Annotated in this window: 22 protein-coding genes; 16 read left to right on the top strand and 6 right to left on the bottom strand. The window is 37.1% G+C overall.

Annotated features, from left to right (window positions below):
- Positions 1 to 116 precede the first annotated feature (116 nt).
- Positions 117 to 1,148: an SH3 domain-containing protein gene (locus tag FN756_RS10015; RefSeq protein WP_142603870.1), complete on the bottom strand. Its 1,032-nt coding sequence runs from the start codon at positions 1,146 to 1,148 to the stop codon at positions 117 to 119.
- A gap of 370 nt (positions 1,149 to 1,518) precedes the next feature.
- On the opposite strand from FN756_RS10015, the gene FN756_RS10010 reads away from it, so the two are divergent.
- Entirely contained in the window at positions 1,519 to 2,493 is a 975-nt protein-coding gene (locus tag FN756_RS10010) for an IS110 family RNA-guided transposase (RefSeq protein ID WP_142603868.1), read from the top strand.
- A gap of 48 nt (positions 2,494 to 2,541) precedes the next feature.
- Here the strand turns inward: FN756_RS10010 and FN756_RS10005 are convergent, their stop codons facing one another.
- Together FN756_RS10005 and FN756_RS10000 are read right to left on the bottom strand one after the other, a co-directional pair.
- Complete coding sequence (locus FN756_RS10005) at positions 2,542 to 2,916, bottom strand: hypothetical protein (RefSeq protein ID WP_142603866.1); 375 nt, start codon at positions 2,914 to 2,916, stop codon at positions 2,542 to 2,544.
- Positions 2,917 to 3,180: 264 nt separating this feature from the next.
- Positions 3,181 to 4,803 (bottom strand): tyrosine-type recombinase/integrase, encoded by a 1,623-nt coding sequence (locus FN756_RS10000; protein ID WP_221929048.1) that lies wholly within the window; start codon positions 4,801 to 4,803, stop codon positions 3,181 to 3,183.
- 263 nt (positions 4,804 to 5,066) lie between these two features.
- Here FN756_RS10000 and FN756_RS09995 point away from each other — a divergent pair, with 263 nt between their 5' ends.
- From FN756_RS09995 to FN756_RS09955, 9 genes are all read left to right on the top strand, one after another.
- Positions 5,067 to 5,441 (top strand): hypothetical protein, encoded by a 375-nt coding sequence (locus FN756_RS09995; protein WP_142603864.1) that lies wholly within the window; start codon positions 5,067 to 5,069, stop codon positions 5,439 to 5,441.
- Positions 5,442 to 5,472: 31 nt separating this feature from the next.
- Positions 5,473 to 6,747, top strand: coding sequence for a PAS domain-containing sensor histidine kinase (locus FN756_RS09990; RefSeq protein ID WP_142603862.1), 1,275 nt, complete (start codon positions 5,473 to 5,475; stop codon positions 6,745 to 6,747).
- On the top strand, positions 6,740 to 7,798 hold the full coding sequence (locus FN756_RS09985) for a response regulator (RefSeq protein ID WP_142603860.1): 1,059 nt from the start codon (positions 6,740 to 6,742) through the stop codon (positions 7,796 to 7,798). Before FN756_RS09990 ends, FN756_RS09985 begins: the two co-directional genes overlap by 8 nt.
- A 247-nt stretch (positions 7,799 to 8,045) precedes the next feature.
- The gene (gene trxA / locus FN756_RS09980) at positions 8,046 to 8,354 is read left to right on the top strand and encodes a thioredoxin (protein WP_142603858.1); all 309 of its coding nucleotides are present in this window, start codon (positions 8,046 to 8,048) and stop codon (positions 8,352 to 8,354) included.
- Positions 8,355 to 8,356: 2 nt separating this feature from the next.
- Complete coding sequence (locus FN756_RS09975) at positions 8,357 to 9,190, top strand: hypothetical protein (protein WP_142603856.1); 834 nt, start codon at positions 8,357 to 8,359, stop codon at positions 9,188 to 9,190.
- Between the two features lie 25 nt (positions 9,191 to 9,215).
- A complete protein-coding gene (locus FN756_RS09970; protein WP_142603854.1) occupies positions 9,216 to 10,322 on the top strand; it encodes an SRPBCC family protein in 1,107 nt (368 codons plus the stop codon).
- 25 nt (positions 10,323 to 10,347) lie between these two features.
- Positions 10,348 to 10,896: a hypothetical protein gene (locus tag FN756_RS09965; RefSeq protein ID WP_142603852.1), complete on the top strand. Its 549-nt coding sequence runs from the start codon at positions 10,348 to 10,350 to the stop codon at positions 10,894 to 10,896.
- Positions 10,897 to 11,263: 367 nt separating this feature from the next.
- Entirely contained in the window at positions 11,264 to 11,473 is a 210-nt protein-coding gene (locus FN756_RS09960; RefSeq protein WP_142603850.1) for a YgaP family membrane protein, read from the top strand.
- A gap of 94 nt (positions 11,474 to 11,567) precedes the next feature.
- Positions 11,568 to 12,206 carry a Crp/Fnr family transcriptional regulator gene (locus FN756_RS09955; RefSeq protein WP_142603848.1) on the top strand — a complete coding sequence of 213 codons (639 nt, stop codon included), beginning with the start codon at positions 11,568 to 11,570 and terminating at the stop codon, positions 12,204 to 12,206.
- An 11-nt stretch (positions 12,207 to 12,217) separates the two neighbouring features.
- On the opposite strand, the gene FN756_RS09950 is transcribed toward FN756_RS09955, so the two are convergent.
- Complete coding sequence (locus FN756_RS09950; RefSeq protein ID WP_185955242.1) at positions 12,218 to 12,664, bottom strand: OsmC family protein; 447 nt, start codon at positions 12,662 to 12,664, stop codon at positions 12,218 to 12,220.
- A gap of 142 nt (positions 12,665 to 12,806) precedes the next feature.
- Between FN756_RS09950 and FN756_RS09945 the strand changes: the two genes are divergently transcribed.
- The 6 genes from FN756_RS09945 to FN756_RS09920 all read left to right on the top strand — a co-directional run bounded on the left by FN756_RS09945 (position 12,807) and on the right by FN756_RS09920 (position 20,222).
- On the top strand, positions 12,807 to 13,592 hold the full coding sequence (locus FN756_RS09945; protein ID WP_142603844.1) for a sulfite exporter TauE/SafE family protein: 786 nt from the start codon (positions 12,807 to 12,809) through the stop codon (positions 13,590 to 13,592).
- A 55-nt stretch (positions 13,593 to 13,647) separates the two neighbouring features.
- Complete coding sequence (locus tag FN756_RS09940; protein WP_142603842.1) at positions 13,648 to 15,036, top strand: OprD family outer membrane porin; 1,389 nt, start codon at positions 13,648 to 13,650, stop codon at positions 15,034 to 15,036.
- 84 nt (positions 15,037 to 15,120) lie between these two features.
- The gene (locus FN756_RS09935; protein WP_142603840.1) at positions 15,121 to 16,539 is read left to right on the top strand and encodes an MBL fold metallo-hydrolase; all 1,419 of its coding nucleotides are present in this window, start codon (positions 15,121 to 15,123) and stop codon (positions 16,537 to 16,539) included.
- Between the two features lie 32 nt (positions 16,540 to 16,571).
- The gene (locus FN756_RS09930; RefSeq protein WP_142603838.1) at positions 16,572 to 17,129 is read left to right on the top strand and encodes a YeeE/YedE family protein; all 558 of its coding nucleotides are present in this window, start codon (positions 16,572 to 16,574) and stop codon (positions 17,127 to 17,129) included.
- A gap of 22 nt (positions 17,130 to 17,151) precedes the next feature.
- Entirely contained in the window at positions 17,152 to 17,565 is a 414-nt protein-coding gene (locus tag FN756_RS09925) for a DUF6691 family protein (RefSeq protein ID WP_142603836.1), read from the top strand.
- 152 nt (positions 17,566 to 17,717) lie between these two features.
- A complete protein-coding gene (locus FN756_RS09920; RefSeq protein ID WP_142603834.1) occupies positions 17,718 to 20,222 on the top strand; it encodes a cation-translocating P-type ATPase in 2,505 nt (834 codons plus the stop codon).
- A gap of 553 nt (positions 20,223 to 20,775) precedes the next feature.
- On the opposite strand, the gene FN756_RS09915 is transcribed toward FN756_RS09920, so the two are convergent.
- On the bottom strand, positions 20,776 to 21,954 hold the full coding sequence (locus tag FN756_RS09915) for a hypothetical protein (protein ID WP_142603832.1): 1,179 nt from the start codon (positions 21,952 to 21,954) through the stop codon (positions 20,776 to 20,778).
- A gap of 110 nt (positions 21,955 to 22,064) precedes the next feature.
- Positions 22,065 to 22,532: an NUDIX domain-containing protein gene (locus FN756_RS09910; RefSeq protein WP_142603830.1), complete on the bottom strand. Its 468-nt coding sequence runs from the start codon at positions 22,530 to 22,532 to the stop codon at positions 22,065 to 22,067.
- Positions 22,533 to 22,594: the final 62 nt, after the last annotated feature.

Below are 22,594 nucleotides of genomic sequence, written 5' to 3'. Positions count from 1 at the left end.
CGATAACCCCATAATAAACAGCACCGATAGCTACCAAAGGTTCCGTTCAACACGGCTTTCATCTCATGCCCTGCGGACAAGACGAAAGCTTAGTTATTACCAGCAGTATTTTATTATTAAGCTTCAAAATATTTTTTCATTACGAAACCAGATTTCGGTTCATTGGTTTCTTTGTCAATATATGTAATAAGCAAAAATTTTTGTCGTATCTCAATAACTGTTACTTGTTGTCCTAGTTTTACAAGTCCAAGTATTTTTGAGTTTTTATTTGCTGAAAATCGCAAATTAACGTTTGTCCTTGCTATTCTTGTCTTGTTAAGTTTTTGAAGTTCTTGTTCAATTTGAATTGAAAGTCCTTTGTTGATTTTTTCTATCTGATTTTTTACGTCTTCTATTACTTCTGTGTTTGTCTTGTCAGTGGGTATTTGAAATGGATTGTAAAAACATAATAAAAAAGAAACTATTGCAATAAAGTCAAGAACGAATTGTTTTGCTTTTTCCGACTTAGTTTTTATTAACAAACCAGAAAGTTCTGTAATGATAGATTCTTTCAGTTTGTCAAGGTCGTTTGATGTTATTGGCTGATTAGTAGTTAATAATTCGTCTGCAATATTTGCAATAGTTTCAGTTGCTTCGTCAGCAATAGAAATATCGTCCCAATTACGTGTTAATGCAATACTTTTCAAATAGGATTTAGAAATTCCTTGTAAGGCAATATCTAAACCGTTGAATTTGTTTAAATGAGAATGGTCAAATGATTTTGCAATTGCTGTTAGATTACTTGACAAAAGCAATTGGTTTGCTGTCAAACTAGAAAGTCTGTCTGAAAGCAATTGATTTGATTTCGCAATTTCCGAAAGTGAAGATGTCAAGCCAAATAACGCAGAATGTTGTTTGTTTGGTTGCATAGCAGCTAATTGGGCCAAACTACTTCCCAAAGTTTTTGTCGCAATGTCAAATGGTTTCATTTGTTGCGAAATTGTCCTTGCAATGTCAGTCAGTCCATTTAGTCCAGAAAAAGCAATTTGCGTCTTTTTTTGTTGTTCTAACGCTTTTGCAAGTCCTTGCAATGAAGTCAAACCAAACAGCCCACTTGTTGTTTGATTTTGTTTTTCAATTCCTTTAATTATGTCTTGTAGTGTTGTCATTTAATATTGCTGGTAACGGGCGGCGCTTGCCGAAGGCGCGATGAAAACACCTGCGTCATAGTCCGCCGTGGCGTAAAGTTATTAATTAGTTGTTCAGTTCAAAGTTGCAAGTCGCCCGCGCTTTTGGCAAGCGCGTCCTATGTTTGTAAATGCTTAAATTCCTGTAAGAAATAATCAATTGAAAAGAACGAAAGAGAGGAATAAGATTCGCAAGCGTTGTAGGTCTAGGAACCTGTCTAACATGAAAATCCCCTCTCTTTTCCATTGTTACTTTGAACAGTTCCATGAAGCCTCAGAGCTTGTATCAGGATTGATAATGCAACAATAGCCGTTCTTCTCGTTTTTGTCCACCTTAAAAATAGGAAAACTTATGCAAAAGGTTGCAGGTATCGACATCAGCAAAGACACCTTGGCGGTTTGCTTATCCGCCGAAGCCAAAATCCAAGAGTTTGAAGTTCCCAATGAAAAAGCAGGTTTTGAACAACTGTTCAAAGCAAGCGGAACCGATGCCCTTTACTTGATGGAAGCTACCGGTGCTTATTATTTGCGCTTGGCCTGTTTTCTACATGAGCGGGGTTGCCGGGTGGCTGTAGTTAATCCCTTATGCATCAAACGCTTTATTCAGCTGCATTTGGGCAAGAGTAAAACCGATCGCAAAGATGCCCAGTGGTTGATGCGTTACGGCCAACATGAAACCGTTAAGGACTGGCAGCCCGACGCTCCTTGGCTACAACAGGCCCGGCAGCTGGAACAATCCATCGAGCTGCTGACCAAGCAACGCACCATGTTCTTGAATAGCCTGGAGGCACTTACGTTGCATCCGACCTGCTGTAAAACAGCGTTGCAGTGTCAACAGAAAGTGTTGAAAAGTGTCGAGCGGAACTTAACCCGTTTGGAAGAAGAGCTGCAAACCTTATTGGAAACGGTCCATGCCAGGGAATTGGAGTTGCTGACCAGTATACCTGGCATCGGCAAGAAGACAGCCGCGGCCTTGATCCTGTTTGCAAGTGGTTTTACCCAATTGGATAACTACCGGCAACTGATTGCCATGGCCGGTTTATGCCCGCGGGAGTTCAGTTCTGGCAGTAGTATTCGGGGAAAATCACGCATTACGAAAATGGGTGGAGGAGCCATGCGCAGCCGATTGTATATGTGCAGCTTTGCAGCCAAGCGTTTTAACGGTGCCTGTAAAGCATTGTATGATCGTTTAAGGGATAAAGGGAAGCCGGTAAAAGTGGCATTGATTGCCGTTTGCAATAAACTACTCAAACAGGCTTTTGCGATTGTTAAATCGGGCCTTGCTTACCGGGAAAACTTTGCGGAAAATCAACTAGTTTTTTCTTGATTTTTAACACAGTTCATGTTAGCGGTAGTGCTTATTTTATCGCGGTAATCATACTAAGAACTTAGAATAAAAATTCTCTGCTTTGTCAGTTAGCACACATCCTTTTGCCTTCAAATATTTTAAACATTTGTAAAGTTCGTTTTCGTTGTTAGTGTTTGCGCTTACTGTAAACATGGAATTGTTTCGTATCAAGTAGATGTTTGTCGTTTTAATCGAAAGGAAAATGTCAACGCTTTCTATTTCGTTATATTCTAATTGATTTGTAAAAATGAAAGCTCTGTATTCAATGCCTGCATCTGAAAAAATGAGTTTTGGATTTAAATTGTTGTGTGCGACAGCAATCCATTTAGGTAGAAACTTAAGTCCCATAAATCCTGCGATGATCTTTACATTAAAACAATCTACTGTGTCTGTTGAATTCATCTCTTCAAAAAATTGCCTACAATGAAAGGGTCAAGGTTATTAATTAGTTGTTTTGTTCAAAGTTGTTAGTCGCCCGAGGGTTTAAAGGCTAAAAGAAAATTAGAGATAGTCTTTTCATAAAAGCATTTTAGCATTACCGCTAACGAGCGAATATACGCAACTACTCTTCTTTTTAAGAAACGGAGTTGCGTATATATTCCATTTAGCTGTACCCTGCTGTTTGTTTTTTTTGGGGTAGCCGAACCTCTAAAATAACCATTCTACTTAAATATCCAACCAATCCAACGGACTTTTAATCTGATCAAAACCCTTAGTGGTTATATGGGTATAAATCTCAGTGGTTTTGCTGCTACCATGCCCCAATAAACTTTGTATATAACGCAAATCGGTTCCATTCTCTAACAAATGGGTGGCAAATGAATGCCTCAGCGTATGCATGCTTATCTTTTTCTTAATGCCGGCCTTTTTTGCGGCCCTTTTCAATACCAGCTGGGCACTTCGAACCGAATAGGGCTTAGGCTGATTGCTCTCGGAGAAACCTTCAAATAACCAATGTGCAGGTTTATATTCCAGGTAATAAGCCCTTAATACGTTTAGCATTTTTTCAGACAACAGGGTATAACGATCTTTCTTTCCTTTTGACTGTTCAATTCGGATCTGTTTCCGTTCCGAATCAATGTCAATTATTCTCAGTGCAATAAGTTCGCTTATTCTCAACCCAGCCGAATAGGTAAGCATGATCATGGCTTTGTGCTTTAAATTGGTAATCGAACTGATCAATTGCCTTACCTCTTCTTCGCTTAAAACCGTAGGCAGGGCCTTTTCTTTTATCGGCCGCTCAATGAAATAACATTTCCGTTGTCCTCCCAATACACGCTCGTAATAAAATTTTATACTATTAATAGCCTGATTCTGATAGGATGAACTCACTTTACGCTCGGTAACCAGGTACCTTAAGAAACTGATGATCTGTTTTTCATCAATAGAGTCGATGGCATGCTTGGGAAAATGATTTATAAATTCTTCAAACAAGGCCACATATGATTTAATGGTAGAAGCACTGTAGCGCAACTCATTCAACTTATCGGCATATTCTTTAGGGGCATTGCGGTAACTGGCCAATGTTTCCGCATTTACTCTTGCTTTCCCCTCTCTTTTGTTTTCTTCCTCTTCATAAATGCAGGTAAAGCCTGTTTCTTCAAGCATTAAGCGCAAACCGGCAAGTGTTTTTTCAGAATAGGCCACTGTCCACCATTTGTTCCTGGCATCCCAAAAATAAAAAGGCAATTTCTTAACTATACGGGTAAGGGCTTCAGAATATCCGGCTATGATCTTTATTCTGCCCGAAACCGTTTTTATTACCCATGCCTCATTTTTATTCAACACCTTTTGTGAAGAGCCCGCCTGTAAACTTATTTCCTCACTTACAGACACGTGTAACAAACGGTTTCCGAAATAACTTTTCAGCACATCAAGGTTGCCTCCATAATTGGGTAATTGCCAGTAAAATCCGGAAGCATTCCATCTGCTGTATTTTAATTGTGAAACAAAACGAATATCGGCCTCGTTTTTAGGCATTTTAATAATAATTTTTCGGCCGATAACTTCGATCGATATTCCTGATACTCCTTTGTGAGTTTGCACCTTTTCGACAGGTTCTTTCATCTCCGGCTCGGTCATTTTCGTTGCAGGGCTAGCCTTCAGATCCGGAAAAAGAGCAATGAGCTGTTGGTAAGCAGCTTTCGTACAGGGAATATGCCAGGCTTTATGCGTTCTACTCCAGCGGGCATCTTCAATGGATTTTATTCGAATAGAAATTTCAAGGTTGTAGGGAAAATCTATTTTTAACCGTTGTTCACCACGGTGTTCAATTTTAGAAATATGCATAGGATAGCAGAAGAGTTTCGTATATATTGAAAATACGAAGGATATGCGAAACTTAAAATGATGGTGGAGTTAAATCTAACAGCCTTTTACTTCAGCCCTACCCATTGTGGCTTGCCTAGTACTACTCTTTAAAGTTTTCTTACTTTTTCCATACCTTCTTTAAAACCATAGGCAGCAACGATAATATAATAAATAAAAACATTGAAAATTAGTAACTTAATACAATCGATCAAGTGTTTTAATAGTTCAAAAAAAGTTTCCACATGAAGAATTCAACTGTAGAATATTATAATGAAGAACTGTTTGATTGGAATAATATGCTGAAATCTTATCAGGGAGAAGCAGAAAGTCTTGAAGGTAAACTATTCTCAATCATCCAAAGAAATTCAATTCCCAAACTAGCGGCCGATGCAGAGGGCTTAATGGGTAAGATTGTGGAAGTCAGGGCGGAATTTGATTACCTCACACAAGAAATTAATCAACAGCTAACGAACCTTCAAAAAGATAAAATGCAAGGTCAACTTACTACTGAACTTATTGACCAGCAAAATGAAATTCGTAATAAAGTATTTGAAGTTGAAAAAGAGTACATCGATTTAAAACATACCAGTAATAAATTTTTATCAGAACACCCTTAAACCTTAAATACGATAATTGTTGAATTCATACATGAAAATTAACCCTCAACAAAATTTTCGAGAACTTGAAGCAATTTTCAACTACTCTACAATCGGAATTGTTTTGATTAACGCAAACGGTGAGATTATTAATTTCAATAAACAGGCAGAACTTCAATTTGGCTACGAAAAAAAGGAAATTTTGGGTAAAACCATTGAAGCTCTGATTCCCCACCGTTTTCATTCAAAACACACTGCATACAGAAGTAATTTTCTCCTTTCTCCTCAAAATCGGTTAATGGGTTCCGGGCGCGATTTGCATGCTCAAAAAAAGGATGGAACGGAGTTTCCGGTAGAAATAAGTCTTAGCTATTACAACTCGAATGGTAATATGCATGTAATTGCTTTCATAATAGATATTACATTACGAAAAGAAAATGAATGTTTAATAAACAAGCAAAAAGCTGAACTTGAAAAAATAAACATTCAGGTAAAACAATTAAATATTGAGCTGGAACAAAAAGTAGAAGACCGCACAAAAATGTTCAAAGAAGCTTTGGCAGAATTGAAAAAATCGAAAACTGAACTTAGCAAAGCATTGGAAAAGGAGAAAGAGCTGAGCGACCTAAAATCAAGATTTGTTACAATGGCATCGCATGAATTTCGCACACCACTGAGCACCATCCTATCCTCTATTTCATTGATAGGAAAATATCATGATCCAATACATACGCAAAAAAGGGAAAAACACATTCAGCGTATTAAAGATGCGGTTACCGACATGAAAAGCATTTTGGAAGATTTCTTATCGATTGGTCAGCTGGAAGAAGGTACCATACATGCTAATATAGCGTTAGTAAAAGCAGAAGAATGCTATGCAGAATTTGATAATCTGATTCAAGATTTGCAAGAGCTTGCCAGAACCGGTCAGACAATTGAATTTACTAAGTCGGGCACAAAAACTGTTTTAATTGATTTAACTCTTTTAAAATATATGGTTACGAATCTCGTTACTAATGCCATCAAATTTTCGCCTGAACATACTACTATTAAAGTAACATGCACCATTAACGATGAAAGTTTAATTCTTTCGGTTAAGGATGAAGGGATAGGGATTTCAAACAAAGATCAGCAACATTTATTCGAATGTTTTTTTCGCGCAAAAAATGCCAATAATATTCAGGGCACCGGTTTAGGGTTACATATAGTATCAAAATATCTTGAACTTATGGATGGCTATATTGAAATAGACAGTAAACTGAATGAAGGCTCAACTTTTACGGTTCACATCCCTCAAAAAAACAAAAAGATAATTGAGCATGACTAAGGTATTATTGATTGAAGACCACAAGGAGGTAAGAGAAAACACAGCAGAAATTCTGGAGCTGTCTAATTACACGGTTTTAACTGCTGATAATGGCAAAACCGGTGTTGAAATAGCTTTAAAAGAACTACCCGATTTGATCATTTGTGATATTATGATGCCCATTTTGGATGGCTATGGGGTATTACATCTGCTGGGCAAAAACAAAGAAACAGCAAGCATTCCGTTTATATTTTTGACTGCAAAATCGGAAAAGGGTGATTTTAGAAAAGGAATGGAATTAGGTGCCGATGACTATTTAACCAAACCGTTTGATGATTTAGACCTGCTCAAAGCGGTGGAAACCCGGCTAAAAAAATCGGATGTACTAAAACATAACTTTACGCTTTATGCTAACGGAATTAATAATTTCATTCATCAGGCTAAAGCCGAAGGCAAAATTAAACTAACCGCAAACAAGCAAGACCTGTTTAGTTATAAAAAGAAGCAACTACTCTATAGCGAAGGCCATAAACCCCATGCCGTTTATTTAGTGGTTGAAGGAAAAGTAAAAACTTACAAAATAAATGAAGCGGGCAAAGAATTGATCATTTCGATTTACGGCCCCGGAGATTTTATTGGCTATACCGCCATTTTGGAAGAAATCAATTATTCTAACAATGCTGAAATACTGGAAGATGCCAAACTGATGCAAATTTCAAAACAAGATTTTATGCAACTCATCCATACAGATGCTCAGGTAGCACAACAATTTATTAAGCTTTTAACTCATAATGTTTTAGAAAAGGAAGAAAAACTTTTAGCACTGGCCTATACTTCCCTGCGTAAACGTGTGGCAAATGGCTTATTGCAAATTGCCGATAAGTTCAAAGAGTTCGAGAACGACAAACCCAAAATTGAGCTTTCTCGAGAAAACCTGGCTCATGTAATTGGCACAGCAACAGAATCACTCATCAGAACTTTAAGTGATTTCAAAAGTGAAAAATTGATTGATATCAAAGACGGCAATATTATTATACTGGATAAAAAGAAGCTTAAACACCTTTTATTTTAAATACGGATTGATTTAAAAATACCTTCGGCGAGAGCTTCGAAAACATTTCCTAAGGAAGCATTTTTGCCCGTTTATACCGATGTCTTTGCTTTTTTAATAAACGATTTCATACGTCCTTCTACTGATTTGATAAGATGGAGGCGGATGCTTTTCCAATTTTCATGAGGTCCATCAAATAACGACCTGATTTGAATCATAGAGAAGCTGAAAATAATGCAGGAGATTTGATTAAATTTTGAGAACTATAATGAATGAAAAGAAAAGCTTTGATCAACTCCTTGCTGGAGAACCTTTGGTATTGGTTGATTTTTCTGCCGAGTGGTGCGGACCATGTAAAATGATGGCTCCTATATTAAAGGAGGTAAAAGCATCAATGGGCGATAAAATTAAAATACTAAAGGTAGATATAGATAAAAACCAGCAAGCGGCAGCAGTTTATCAAGTTCGAAGTGTACCTACGCTCCTACTTTATAAAAACGGAAAAATGGTGTGGCGACAATCGGGAGTGGTGGCAGCTGCACATTTAAAACAAGTAATCAATGCTCAAATTAATTAAAAATGGGTATCAATCATCAACGTAAAACGCTATTTGCAATATCGTGGTTTATCGCGATTTTTATAATTATCGCTAGTGGTGTCGGCTTGTTGGATCCCAACATTTATGCGAAAGAAACTCCAAATTGGCATGCCCAATCCATCGCTCAGGATCTGGTTAATCTTTTTTTAATTGCTCCTTTTTTAATCATTACGAGTGTGCTCGCTTTTAAGGCAAATAAAATAGCAGAAATGCTGTGGAGCGGAGTAATTTTTTACCTCATTTATACTTATACCATTTATTGCTTTGACGTTCACTTCAATAGTCTATTCATACTCTACTGCCTCATATTGGGTTCATCTTTTTATTCATTCATCTACTTCCTATTGAAACAATCAAAGAAACCTATCATCCACATGACTAGCCATCATACAATTTTCAAAATTACGGGTATTTACCTAATTGCCATTGCTTGTATTATTTACCTTACCTGGCTTTCATCAATTATTCCGGCGGTAATGATGGGCAACACCATTCCAAAAGAGCTGGTTGAAACCGGGCTAGCAACAAATCCTGTGTATGCGTTGGATTTATCTGTATGCTTACCCGGGCTTTTCATTGTTGGCCTATTAGCGTTCAAAGGCAAACCCATAGGCTTAACATTAGCACCTGCACTGCTGGTATTTTGTATATTAATGAACATCACCATAGGAATCATTGCAATGGTGATGAAAATAAAAGGCTTCCATTATGATCTTTCAGTGACTATGGCTATGAGCGTACTTGCTTTATTCAGCATCGTCTTATTATTGATCGGTTTAAAAGACATAAAATACAATGCATTAATACCTGGATAGTAAGAACAATTATTTAATTGGAAGTATGAGAGCTATTCAATTGCAATTGCCCAACCCAAGGCATACTGAAATCCATCGGATTTTTGTTAATGCAAAGCCTGACAACGCATGGGAAATAGCGCGTCATTTCGATATGTCCATGGTTCCATGGGTGCGGTTACTGTTTGACATCAGAACCTTACCCTCAAAAATAGTGGGCAGCGATAACCAAAATATCGATAGAAGATTAGGCATTGACCAAATAACGCAAGAAGAAACCGGCTTTATGATTATTCATGAAACTGAAAGGGAGGTTGTAGTAGGTGCAGTCGGACAATTTTGGCACCTTGATATTCCTTTTGCTAAAGTAAAACCTGATAAGTTTCGAACATTTAATACACCCGGATGGGGAAAAGTAGCTTGGGCTATAACAGTAGAGCCGTATTTGGATGGTAGCACTATCCGTTTTGAATTGCGTACATCAGCAACAGACGATCAAAGTTGGACAAAACTCAATCGATATTATCATATTATAGGAGTGGGTTCACGACTCATCCGCGAATCTTTGCTAGCCCATATTCAAGCTGATTTGGGAAAAATGAAACTACCAGATGACAACCATCGACCTTTACCCGGTGATGAGTTAATTCCTGATTCACAATATAGCATTACTTTTCATACCAACATTGAAGCACCGCCTCCTATTGTTTGGCGATACTTAATGCAATTGGGTTGTGATCGGGCTGGCTGGTACAGCATCGACTGGCTTGATCATGCGGGAATTCCAAGTGTTAACCATTTAGTTACGGGTTGGGAAACAAGAAATATTGGAGATAAATTGGCTGCTACTCCGGCTCAAGATAGTTTTTTTGAGGTCTATTCGATAAAGCATGAAAAATATTTCATAATAGGTGGCAAAACGGTACGGGCAGGAGGCCCATTTAAAATGACATGGGCCTTTATTCTTGAACCAATTGGAGAAGATGCCACCCATTTAATTAGCCGTGCTAGAATGGAGTCATCGCCCAAATGGGCAGAATGGCTTATGGGCAATGTGCTCTACCCTCCTGTGCACGGTTTGATGTCAGTATCTCAACTAAAAAACATCAGGCATTTAGCGGAACGAGATGCACAAGCTAGATTAAGTAGTTGATATAAATAGGTAAACTAAATAAAGATTGATACCTAAAAAAGAAACATTAAAACTGGTAAAGATGGAAGCGCTTAAACAATATCTTGCTCTATATCTTTTTTCAAACCTAATTTTTGGCTTATGCATTCTTGGTGCATTAAAAAAACCAATGTGGGCAAGATTATTTCTTGCTGGATTCTTTTTATGGGCTTGTTATTTGAATTCTACCTTAGTAGTAAAACTACCTGAGGTTTACCTCGATTATGGCAAATTCACCTTTAGTTCTTTTTATCGTGAGTTTATTTACGGTTACTTTTCACAACATACCAAAACCATCATTCACATAATTGCATTTGGGCAATTTCTACTATTTCTTGGATTGCTATTAAATAGAACATGGACAAAACTGGCTTGCATAGGTGGTATTATTTTCGGCCTTGCTATTGCTCCATTGGGTGTTGGAGCTGCATTTCCGGCCACTATTTCAATGGCTATAGCTTTTTTTATTCTACTCAAAAACTATAAGCATGATTTTATCTGGAACTGGAGGCAATATAAAAACGAAACCTTCATTTATAGAAAACCAAGCAAATAAGCCAATCCACATATTATAATAATGGATATGATCAATATCCATACAATAGAACCATTAAACCCTTCAAAAAACACGTCCTTTGGCCTTCTTCTATGTTCTGAATACCTCATCGTTTTAAATTTTTTAAGTAAAAATATAAAGTCCATGTATAATTACTTATGATACTGATCAAATCTTTGAATGATCTTTATCATGAAGATTTTGACCGTGGAGAAAATTTGTCTGATCGCTAAACCAAATGGCAATAGGCATTCTAATACCTGATGAAAAACAATTATTACAGTGACAAAAGTCACTTACCTTGTAATGCAATTCCTGTAAACTTGTATATAAATTCCTTAGAATTCTGAAAATTACTCTTTATACAATGAAACATAATATGGGAATTGCGGATAGATTAATCAGGTTGATTATCGCTGCGCTAATTATTTTTATGTATTATACAAATGTTTTAAATGGTATTTGGGCAACTGTTTTGTTGTTTTTGTCAGGTGTAATGATTTTAACAAGCACTATAGGTTTTTGCCCTTTATATGCTCCATTTAAAATTAAAACCTGTGCTAAGGAGAAAATTTAAAAGTAAACTCACTAAAATTGAAATAAGCCTGTTTAAAAAATAGAATTATTTATTGCTCTGTTTTTTCTTGCAATTACACACCCATAGAATAAAAATGATCATAACTATAGAAGAATACCTCCATAAATATTTCAATCAATTTGAACCGGCTTTAAAGAAAATTCTTGCCGAAAACTGTACTATTAAAACATTTGAAGCCGGTGAAGAACTGATGAATCCGGGGCAATTTTTCAAATCGACCATGCTGATTATGGAAGGCAGAGTAAAATTGTACAGAGAGGGCGAAGATAGTGGTGAATTTTTTATTTATTACCTCGAACCTGGCGATGCCTGCGCTTTATCGATGATTTGTGCTACCCGTAACCAAACCAGTCAGGTAATGGCCAAAGCCGATGAAAAAACCGTGGTGCTAGCGATACCGTTACCACTCATGGATCAACTGATGCGTGAATATAAAACCTGGTATTATTTTGTTTTAGAAACCTATCGCTCCCGTTTTGAAGAATTGTTAAAAGTAATCGACCATGTGGTTTTTCGTGGAATGGACGAAAGGTTGGAGTTTTACCTTAAGAATCAGGCCGAAAAAAACCATACCAACCAGCTAAAAATAACCCATCAGGAAATTGCCAATGATCTGAATTCATCCCGTGAGGTAATTTCCAGGTTGTTAAAGAAGATGGAACAAAACAATCGCCTGAAACTTTACCGGAATTACATTGAATGGATAGGATAAACATATTTTTATCAACCGGTTATAATTGCTGGCAACATTGTAATGTTTGATCTAACAGAATTTGAAATCAAACATGCTGCTTTTGATTTTTGCAATACCCGTTCTGCCTTAACACGATCTTTTTCGTCAACTATCACCAGTGTAGGTTCAAGAACAATTTCACTTATCAAAAGTTTTCCATCAATCTGTTCTAATTTACTTCTCGAGCTGCAACTAAAATTTTTAAAATCAAGTTTTGAATTCTCTGCAATTGCCAAAAAAGTAGTCATTAAACAACTGCTTACCGAAGCTGTAAACAAATGTTCAGGAGTCCATATGCCCGGAATCCCCTTCGGGAATTCGGGTGGAGTTGCTACTTCAATACAACTATTGTCATCCAGAGTCAATTCTGGCGAACACATCACTCCTTTACGTTCCGTGTTCCAATTTACGTTAACATGATAATAATGAGGTTCCATGATTACTAATCCAAAATTTAGCCCATTCTAAATTAATTCTTTCAAAGATAGTGCCCCCTTTCATTCGATACTGTGACAAATATCACTATCATTCATCTTCTTGCTTCCCACCTTTGCCCCTATAAAAAAACAAGACAAAAAAATGGAAATTTTAGGTTATATGGCCTCAGCGGCAATTGGGCTTTCTCTCGGACTAATTGGTGGGGGGGGATCAATTTTAACAGTCCCGGTACTGGTTTATTTATTTCATCTCGATCCGGTACTTGCAACAGCTTATTCATTATTCATTGTCGGAACAACCAGTTCGGTTGGGGCAATTCAAAAAATGCGCAACAAGGCTGTCAATTTTAAAGTTTTTCTGCTATTCGGAATTCCATCACTAGCTACGGTTTATTTGTTTAGAAAAATAATCGTTCCATTAATTCCTAATATTATACTTAAAACAGATTTTATCACCGTTACAAAGGGTGGCTTGGTATTAATATTATTTGCCGTATTAATGGTTTTTGCAGCGTGGGCCATGCTTAAGCGTGAAAAGGTAGTTGAACACGATACCCCCATCAAATCATCGAAATTAATCACCCAAGGCTTACTAGTCGGAGTAATTTCGGGCTTATTAGGTGCCGGAGGTGGCTTTGTTATCATTCCTTCTTTAATACTATTTGCCAAACTCGACATTAAAAAAGCAATAGGTACCTCCCTCCTTATCATCGCTGTTAATTCATTAATCGGTTTTATTGGAGACTTGAGTCATACGGCAATGGATTGGAAAATATTACTCGCCGTAACAGCATTGGCAACTGTTGGGATATTTGTGGGCAACTACTTTTCCGGATCAATTCAATCTAATAAACTTAAAAAAGGTTTTGGTTGGTTCGTGTTGGTGATGGGTGCATTTATCATTCTTAAAGAATTATTCTTCAACTAAATATTGCTCACCCCTTTCAAATCCATTTAAAACAGTAAAAAAGAAGAATAAATAAATGAAAAAAGTCTTTCATGTCACAATTCTGCTTATTATTTCATTTAAAGGTTTGGCACAGCAAACGGATACTTCAAACCGTTCATTCGTATCTTATTTAAATAAAACAGCCTTTGAACTACAAGTAAAAACTTACGAAATGGGCACTATTAATAAGAATAACCTGACAGATTATTATGCTTCAGGTTTAGAAAGCTCATTTAGTATTAACCTGAAAGAATATAAAGGTTTTTCAGTTAAAGCGTCATTTGATTCAAGGGTTAATTTGGCATCATCCGATTTAGAAAAAAGAGACTCTCTTGCTAATTCATCAAGCAGGTATGAAATTGGACTCTTTAATGTTATGGCGCCGTCACAAAAAATAAGTTATGGTATAGAAGAACTTTATTTGCAGTACCAGCATAAAAACACCTCAATAACTTGGGGCAAAATGTTAAAACAAACACCTTTTGTGAATCCTCAGGACGGACGCTTACGGCCTACACTTTTTGAAGGAATAAGCTTGAGGCAACATTTAACCTCTAAATTAAGTATTGACGCAAATTGGTTCTATAAAATCAGCCCCCGATCAACAGATAAATGGTTTAAAACAGAAGAGACCATCGGGATTTATTCAGTTGGAGTAGATGCATCAGGTAACAAATCGGCATATGCCAACAATGTTAAATCGGATGGTTTGGGCATATTTAGTATTCAATATGGATTAAATCGGAATCATCATTTTCAGGTTTGGGAAACATGGATAGAGAATATTAATCAAACTGTCTTATTTCAATATGATGGATTATGGAGCAGTAATGATAATAAAGGATTCATTACCGGATTTCAATATACTTTTCAAAGCACTTTGAGAGATGGAGGCAATGAAAACCCAGCTCTATCTTATGCTGCACCGGGTAGTAAAAATAATGTATGGAGCGTTAGAATTGGCTATAAAAAAACCAACAATACGGCTACACTTAGTTTTACACGTATTTCAGACCAAGGCCGATTTTTAATGCCCAGAGAGTGGGGACATGAACCATTTTATACGTTTCAATCCAGGGAAAGAAATGAAGGGTTGGCGAATGTGTCAGCCTTAATGGCTCAATATGAATTTAACAATCCGCAAAAAAAATATAAAGTGCAATTATCGATGGGAAGTTATTGGTTACCGGCTGTTACTGATTTTTCAAAAAATAAATATGGCATACCATCGTACTACCAGCTTAATTTCGGCACAGATCTAAACCTTAATAAATATATAAGGGGATTACAAATACAGACTTTATATGCATATAAAGGCAGATTAGATCATGAAGTCACTGCCTTAAAGTATATCCATAATAAAGTGGATATGCACCATTTTGATTTAATTCTGACCTATAGACTATCCCAAAAAAAGCATTAAAACTTGTTGTAAGGTAACAAAAGTCACTGACAGCTTTTCAACTAATAGTGACCTTTGTTATGTAAAATTATTTTAATAAATAAGATGATCATAGAACAAATTTATACAGGATGTTTGGCACAGGGTGCTTACTACATCCAGTCAGGTAACGAGGCAGCTATTATCGACCCTCTTCGTGAAATAAAGCCTTATATCGAAAAAGCAACGGCACATGGGGCCACTATTAAATATGTATTCGAAACGCACTTTCATGCCGATTTTGTATCAGGTCATCTGGACTTGGCAAAAGAAACAGGTGCTGAAATAGTTTATGGCCCGAATGCCAATCCAACTTTTAAAGCAAACATTGCTCAGGATGGTGACGAATTTATTTTAGGCAATGTAAAGATTAAAGTGCTGCACACGCCTGGTCATACCATGGAATCGAGTTGTTACTTATTATCGGATGAAAACGGTAAAGAAACCGCCATTTTCACTGGTGATACACTATTTATTGGAGATGTAGGCCGTCCGGATCTGGCTCAAAAAGCTGCCCATTTGACACAAGATGAGTTAGCTGGTACCTTATTTGATTCTTTGCACAGTAAAATAATGCATTTGGACAATGACATCATCGTTTATCCGGCACACGGCGCAGGATCAGCTTGTGGTAAAAACATGAGCAAAGAAACCACCGATACGCTTGGACATCAGAAAGAAACCAATTATGCTTTACGTTCAAACATGACTCGTGAGCAGTTTATTAAAGAGGTAACAACCGGTTTGATGCCTCCTCCTGCTTATTTTCCGGTGAATGTAAAGATGAATAAAGAAGGATACGAAAGTTTTGATGAAGTGCTTAAAAAAGGTACTCATCCCTTAAATCCAAACGAGTTTGAGACGATTGCAAATGAAACCGGTGCCTTACTGCTTGATACTCGCAATCCGCAAGTGTTCGCTCAAGGCTTTATTCCAAATTCAATCAACATTGGTATTGATGGCAATTTTGCACCTTGGGTAGGAGCCTTGATTGCCGATATAAATCAGCCTATTTTGATCATTGCCGATGAAGGAAGGGAGGAAGAAGTAGTAACTCGCTTAGCACGTGTAGGATACGATCATGCTATTGGTTACTTAATCGGCGGGTTTAAATCGTGGGTACAAGCAGGCAAAGAAATCGATGAAATTGAAAGCATTACTGTTGATGAGTTAAACAGTATACTCGGCAAAGGTGCTGAACTGAATATTCTGGATGTACGCAAACAAAGTGAAAATTATTCAGAGCATATTATAGGAGCTAAAAATGTTCCCTTGGATTTTATCAATGAGAACATGAATCAAGTGGACAAAAATAAAACCTACTATGTGCATTGTGCTAGTGGATACAGATCCATGATTTTTAATTCTATAATGAGAGCACGTGGTTTTAATAATTTAATAGATGTTAAAGGCGGCTTCAAAGCCATAAAAGAATCAGGAAAGATCAAAGTAAGCGATTACGTTTGCCCTTCCACAATGTTATAATCAAACCTTAATCAGTGTAATCATATTTAAAAATGTTAGAAATAATCAGACAACCATGGCCATGGTATGTTTCGGGTACATTAATTGCCTTAATCATGGCTTTATTATTGTTTTTCGGAAAATCTTTCGGTTTTTCATCAAATTTAAGAACCATTTGTACAGCCTGTGGCGCCGGAAAAAAAGTTGATTTTTTTGACTTCGACTGGAAAAGCCAACACTGGAACTTATTGTTTCTTGTGGGATCTGTAATGGGAGGCGTAATTTCAATGCTATTTCTTCAAACGAATGAGCCTTTAAAACTCTCCGCAGCCACGATACATGATCTAAAAAACTTAGGAATTATCTTCGACGGACAAATCAACCCGAAACAGGTTTTTAGTTTTGATTTTTTAATGAGCATAAAAGGAATAACCGTATTGCTTGGAGGAGGTTTCTTAGTTGGTTTTGGTTCCCGGTATGCAGGTGGATGTACCTCTGGCCATGCAATTAGTGGACTTTCCAATTTTCAAACGCCATCATTATTAGCGGTTGCAGGTTTCTTTACCGGAGGATTGATAATGACTCACCTGCTAATGCCCTTTATCTTTTAACAATTAATTTAACAAGCAAAGTATGAAAGGAATTAGATTCATTTTAGCCGGAATAGTGTTTGGTATTGTGATGAGTAAATCAGAAGCTGTTTCATGGTATCGCATACAGGAAATGTTTAGGTTTCAATCTTTTCACATGTACGGAATCATTGGAACTGCAGTTATTTTAGGTGTATTAATTGTTTATTTAATCAAAAGATTTAAAGTAAAAGATTATAGTGGCCAACCCATTGTATTTCATAACAAGGAAAAGTCATGGCCGCGTTACATCATAGGGGGTACTATTTTCGGCTTGGGCTGGGCGTTAACAGGCGCTTGTCCGGGACCCATGTTTGTAAATATTGGCCAGGGGTACCTTGTGATGATTATTGTTGTGTTTGGCGCACTTATCGGTACTTATTTCTACGGACTGATAAAAAACAAACTTCCTCACTAATTTCAAATTACATTATCATTTATAAAACGGGTTAAGGAGCTATTCATTGCCCGTTTTATATTAATGATACCTTTTAAAACAATAAAAGTTTCGAGATTAAACTGTTAAATTAGTAGAAGCGTCAGTTTTGAAACCTCCTTGAGAACTCATTCATGCCTGCAAACAATTTCCACATAAAGGGTCTAACCAATGACCAAGTACTCCAGGCAAGGGAAAAACACGGTTTCAATAAAGCAGATTATAAAAAAGAGACTGGTTTTTTTATTGGTCTAAAAAGCTTAATAAAAGAACCAATGGTAATTTTATTATTGATTACCTCCTCAATTTATTTTATTAGTGGAGAAATAGGCGACGGCATTTTTTTAGCTGCTGCTATTGTACTGGTGAGTGGTATTTCTATCTATCAAGATTCACGAAGTCGCAATGCATTGGATAAACTAAAAAGCCTTACCCAGCCCAATTGCAAAGTGATTAGAAATGACAAAGTTGAAGAAATAAAAAGCGAAGAAATAGTTCTTGGTGATCATTTGGTAGTTGAAGAAGGCTCCCTTATTGCCGCTGACGGAATCATTATTCATTCAAATGATTTTTCGGTAAACGAATCCATACTAACAGGCGAATCTTTACCCGTTTTTAAAGATCGAACCCAAAAGGATAATTTTATTTACCAGGGAACGACCGTAACAAGCGGACTAGCCATTGCTACAGTTACAGCTATTGGTATCCGAACTAAACTTGGTAAAATCGGACAAAGTCTGGAGTCCATTCAAGAGGAAAAAACACCATTAGAAATTCAGATTAATGACTTCGTAAAGAAAATGATTTTTGCCGGAGCAATCGTTTTTTTAATTGTATGGGCACTTAATTATTTCCATGGTCATGATGTATTGGATAGCTTGCTAAAGGCGCTCACCCTTGCCATGAGTATTTTGCCTGAAGAAATCCCTGTTGCCTTTACCACATTTATGGCGCTGGGAGCATGGCGTTTAATGAAAATGGGAATTGTGGTAAAGCAGATTAAAACTGTGGAAACGTTGGGAAGTGCCACTATTATATGCACCGATAAAACAGGCACGATCACCGAAAACAGAATGAGTTTGGCAAAACTATTTGTGCCTTCAACTCAAAAAATTCACACAGCCGATGAATTAATTGAAGATACTGAAAAAGAACTCATTAGGTTAGCAATGTGGGCAAGCGAGCCCATTCCTTTCGACCCAATGGAAGTAGCTTTGCATCAGGCTTATACACAACTGAACAATGGAGATGAAAGACCGTTCTACAAAATGGTTCATGAATATCCATTAGAAGGCAAACCACCCATGATGACCCATATTTTCGAGAATCGTTCCGGAAAACGTATTATAGCAGCGAAAGGTGCACCCGAAGCATTAATGAATATATCGAACTTATCTGTAACCGAAAAACAGCAGATTGAAAATGCCATCCAAATCTTGACAACAGAAGGATATCGTGTATTAGGCGTTGGTGAATCAAGTTTTCAAGGCGATAAGTATCCTGCAATACAACAAGAATTTCAATTTCAATTTAAAGGAATTGTTGCTTTTTACGATCCCCCAAAGAAAAACATCCAATCCGTATTTGAAAACTTCTATAAAGCCGGAATTCTGGTAAAAATTATCACGGGCGATAACGCTGCGACGACCACTTCAATTGCCAAACAAATTGGGTTTAGAGGGTATGAAAAAAGTTTAAGTGGTGATGAACTAATGCTCTTAAATGATGGCGAATTGCATGAAAAAGTAATGACTACGAATGTATTTACACGCATGTTTCCCAGTGCGAAACTAAAAATCATTAATACCTTAAAAACAAACAATCAAATTGTAGCCATGACGGGAGATGGTGTAAATGATGGACCCGCTCTTAAAGCCGCCCATATTGGTATAGCAATGGGTAAAAAGGGAACTGAGATTGCAAAACAAACAGCCTCCCTGATCCTCTTAGAAGATGACCTCTCAAAAATGGTTGATGCCATAACAATGGGGAGAAGAATTTATGCAAATCTTAAAAAAGCCATTCTGTATATTATCAGCATTCATATCCCGATCATACTTACTGTATTTATTCCTTTAGCCCTGGGGTGGATCTATCCTAATATATTTTCACCCATACATATTATTTTTCTGGAATTGATCATGGGGCCTACCTGCTCTATTGTTTATGAAAATGAGCCGATGGAAAAAAACACAATGATTCAAAAACCTCGACCATTTACAACTACTTTTTTCAATTGGAAAGAACTAGCTACAGGTATAATACAAGGATTAATCATTACCATAGGGACTTTGAGTGCCTATCAGTATGCCGTGCTGCAAAACTACAGTGAGGGCATTACCCGGGCTATGGTTTTCACTACACTGATAACAGCTAATATCTTTCTGACTTTTGTCAATCGTTCGTTTTATTATTCTATGATCACAACAATGCGATATAAGAACAATTTGATCCTCCTTATGATTAGTAGTACCGTAATTATTACAGGACTGCTCCTTTTTGTCAAACCATTAACTCATTTTTTTCAATTAGCAACATTGAGCAGGGTTCAATTGCTTATTAGTATTGGTATAGGTTTCATTTCGGTAATTTGGTTTGAAGCACTAAAATGGATAAAGAGAATAAAGAACAATGCTTAAAAAGCAAGGACTACCTAAGTTTCGTAATAGAATTAGTAAATCCCTCTATTTTTATTTCACTCTGAGCAAAGTGGCATTAATCGCAACATTTACTGTACTTAAACTCATTAAAACAGCGCCAGCAGCAGGACTTAATAAAAACCCCCATTTATAAAGAATACCGGCTACTAAGGGCAATGCTATAATGTTATAACCTGTTGCCCAGGCCAGATTTTGGAGCCTTTATTCTTAGCCTTGATTTTCAGTTAGCCATCCTTTTAGAAAAGGCCATCCACCATAAAAAATACAAAAGAAGACAACACCAATAAAAAATTAAGCCAATGCTGTATCATAGTAGATAACAGCATAATAGGTATAGTTAACATCACCACTATATAAAACCGCTTTTTAAAATCATGTATCACCATGGCAAGGGAGGCATGCCCCATGCGACTTGACTGAAGAATGGCACGCAGAGCGGAGTCGAAGCGTTTTGGCAACAAGTTTTCGACGCTCAAACCGACCACTATTGAAAATCAGTATCTTAAAATCAAATCGCACAACTCGTTAATCATCATTCAATAACTTCGGGTTGTTGATGCTCTCTCCTCCACTGAATATTTAACAAAATGGCCCCAAATGCAATACATGCCATTATCAGCATAAATAGCCATCCTATAAACGGTATAAAAGAAATCAGTTTCAGCACCGTAAAAATTCCTAATGCAACACCTACAAGTTGCCAAAAATTCCACTTGTAATTTTTTCGGTTATGAATCCAGTTGGTCACCACTACCGAGGTGATAGTGGTGGCAAATAATAGCGCCATAATGTAAAAGAACAGCAATATAACCCCTACCGGTAATCCGATTATTGTAACAAAAGAAAGGATGATAAGCACAGGAAACGCCGTCAGAAAAAGAAAACCCACACCAAGTGATTTTAAAGAGTCTGTTATGAAGGTATCGCCTGCATTTTTCATGGTTGGGCTGAAAAAATATTGCAACAAGATGATCATCAAAAAGGCCATTCCTATAAACCAGAGCACTCCCAACAAGGAAAATCCAAGAACGTGCCAGCCGCCTCGTTCTATTTTTAATGAGGGATCAAAAATGGCTGTTCCATTTTTTAGGGATTGTTTAAAATCCAAACTCCCTTGTTTATTCCAATAACGAACATCATCATGAAATATAGCATCAGAACCAATAACAATTTCAGGTGCAGCGATAATGGTTTTGCCCATAACGGTTCCATTGAAATCAATCTTGCCGGCACGACAGACCAGTTTTTGTGCACTTCCATTGAATGTAAAATTGCCAACGGCTGATTTCACTTCACCCTTTACTTTGCCATTTAGAGTTGCCTCTCCCCCACTTAGCAACAGATTACCTATTTCAACACCTTGGTCAATCATCACTTTTCCGCCTGCAACGACCACGTCCCCTGTAACGTTTTTAACGATGTGAAGGTCACCTCCTGCACAACGAATATCATCTCCTACAAAGCCATTAAAGGTAACGTTGCCTCCCGCCAGCAGAATATCATTTGTAACGGTATCGTTGATAACAATTGTTCCTCCGGCTACAATCAGGTCGCCATGAACGGGCGCATTAATTGTAATGGTGCCACCGGCGATATAAAGATTCTCATTTACCGGTTGATTGATTGCAACATTGTTTCCATGTTCTATTCGGAAGGCTGACACAGACAAGGCTAGTGTCAGCATAGTTAATAAGGCGAAGATCTTTTTCATAGTTACATACTATAGGTTTCCAATCCTAATTTACTAACTACCAAAAAGATAACTAATGATTATAATCAGTAAAAAGTATGATTTAAGGGTAGATATCAATGAAATGATACTTAAAGCGTTGGATTAAGCCTGTTTATCAATTCATCAATAAAAGCGGCCTGGCTTGGGTTAATCTTTTGTTTTGCTTCTGAAAAGCTGAACCATTCAGCTTTATCAATTTCGGGAAATTCTTGTTTTTTACCTGATTTAGGTGGCCATTCTATTTCAAACGTGTTGCATTTGATGTGTTCAGTATTGATAGAACCTTGCAGTGCCCAGGCATAAATAACTTTACCGCCCTTTTGTTTAACAGACGTAAGCTGAATAAATTCACCGGTTACCGGCATACCTATTTCTTCGGTAAACTCCCGCCTTGCCGCAGATAAAGGCTCTTCATGTTCAGAAAATTCTCCTTTGGGAATAGACCATGCGCCCAAATCCTTTTTTGACCAAAATGGTCCTCCAGGATGCACCAATAATACCTCATACGATGATTTATTAAACCGATATAATAGTATTCCAGCGCTTTTTTGCGGCATAAACAAAATAGTAATGATAATAAGGAGTCCTATCAATAATGCTAACTTTTCTAAGCTTTGAT

Source organism: Solitalea koreensis, assembly GCF_900182575.1.
Classification (GTDB): Bacteria; Bacteroidota; Bacteroidia; order Sphingobacteriales; family Sphingobacteriaceae; genus Solitalea; species Solitalea koreensis.
This window is presented reverse-complemented; position numbering and strand designations above follow the sequence as displayed.

What these genes read in the sequence shown, in the direction of transcription:
- FN756_RS10000 (WP_221929048.1), bottom strand. Translation starts at nt 4,803, where the DNA reads ATGCATATTTCTAAAATTGAACACCGTGGTGAACAACGGTTAAAAATA.
- FN756_RS09940 (WP_142603842.1), top strand. Translation starts at nt 13,648, where the DNA reads ATGAAAAAAGTCTTTCATGTCACAATTCTGCTTATTATTTCATTTAAA.
- FN756_RS09930 (WP_142603838.1), top strand. Translation starts at nt 16,572, where the DNA reads ATGTTAGAAATAATCAGACAACCATGGCCATGGTATGTTTCGGGTACA.
- FN756_RS09985 (WP_142603860.1), top strand. Translation starts at nt 6,740, where the DNA reads ATGACTAAGGTATTATTGATTGAAGACCACAAGGAGGTAAGAGAAAAC.
- FN756_RS09990 (WP_142603862.1), top strand. Translation starts at nt 5,473, where the DNA reads ATGAAAATTAACCCTCAACAAAATTTTCGAGAACTTGAAGCAATTTTC.
- FN756_RS09910 (WP_142603830.1), bottom strand. Translation starts at nt 22,532, where the DNA reads ATGCCGCAAAAAAGCGCTGGAATACTATTATATCGGTTTAATAAATCA.
- FN756_RS09935 (WP_142603840.1), top strand. Translation starts at nt 15,121, where the DNA reads ATGATCATAGAACAAATTTATACAGGATGTTTGGCACAGGGTGCTTAC.
- FN756_RS09975 (WP_142603856.1), top strand. Translation starts at nt 8,357, where the DNA reads ATGGGTATCAATCATCAACGTAAAACGCTATTTGCAATATCGTGGTTT.
- FN756_RS09915 (WP_142603832.1), bottom strand. Translation starts at nt 21,954, where the DNA reads ATGAAAAAGATCTTCGCCTTATTAACTATGCTGACACTAGCCTTGTCT.
- FN756_RS09955 (WP_142603848.1), top strand. Translation starts at nt 11,568, where the DNA reads ATGATCATAACTATAGAAGAATACCTCCATAAATATTTCAATCAATTT.
- FN756_RS09960 (WP_142603850.1), top strand. Translation starts at nt 11,264, where the DNA reads ATGAAACATAATATGGGAATTGCGGATAGATTAATCAGGTTGATTATC.
- FN756_RS10005 (WP_142603866.1), bottom strand. Translation starts at nt 2,916, where the DNA reads ATGAATTCAACAGACACAGTAGATTGTTTTAATGTAAAGATCATCGCA.
- FN756_RS10015 (WP_142603870.1), bottom strand. Translation starts at nt 1,148, where the DNA reads ATGACAACACTACAAGACATAATTAAAGGAATTGAAAAACAAAATCAA.
- FN756_RS09970 (WP_142603854.1), top strand. Translation starts at nt 9,216, where the DNA reads ATGAGAGCTATTCAATTGCAATTGCCCAACCCAAGGCATACTGAAATC.
- trxA (WP_142603858.1), top strand. Translation starts at nt 8,046, where the DNA reads ATGAATGAAAAGAAAAGCTTTGATCAACTCCTTGCTGGAGAACCTTTG.
- FN756_RS09995 (WP_142603864.1), top strand. Translation starts at nt 5,067, where the DNA reads ATGAAGAATTCAACTGTAGAATATTATAATGAAGAACTGTTTGATTGG.
- FN756_RS09925 (WP_142603836.1), top strand. Translation starts at nt 17,152, where the DNA reads ATGAAAGGAATTAGATTCATTTTAGCCGGAATAGTGTTTGGTATTGTG.
- FN756_RS09945 (WP_142603844.1), top strand. Translation starts at nt 12,807, where the DNA reads ATGGAAATTTTAGGTTATATGGCCTCAGCGGCAATTGGGCTTTCTCTC.
- FN756_RS09920 (WP_142603834.1), top strand. Translation starts at nt 17,718, where the DNA reads ATGCCTGCAAACAATTTCCACATAAAGGGTCTAACCAATGACCAAGTA.
- FN756_RS10010 (WP_142603868.1), top strand. Translation starts at nt 1,519, where the DNA reads ATGCAAAAGGTTGCAGGTATCGACATCAGCAAAGACACCTTGGCGGTT.
- FN756_RS09950 (WP_185955242.1), bottom strand. Translation starts at nt 12,664, where the DNA reads ATGGAACCTCATTATTATCATGTTAACGTAAATTGGAACACGGAACGT.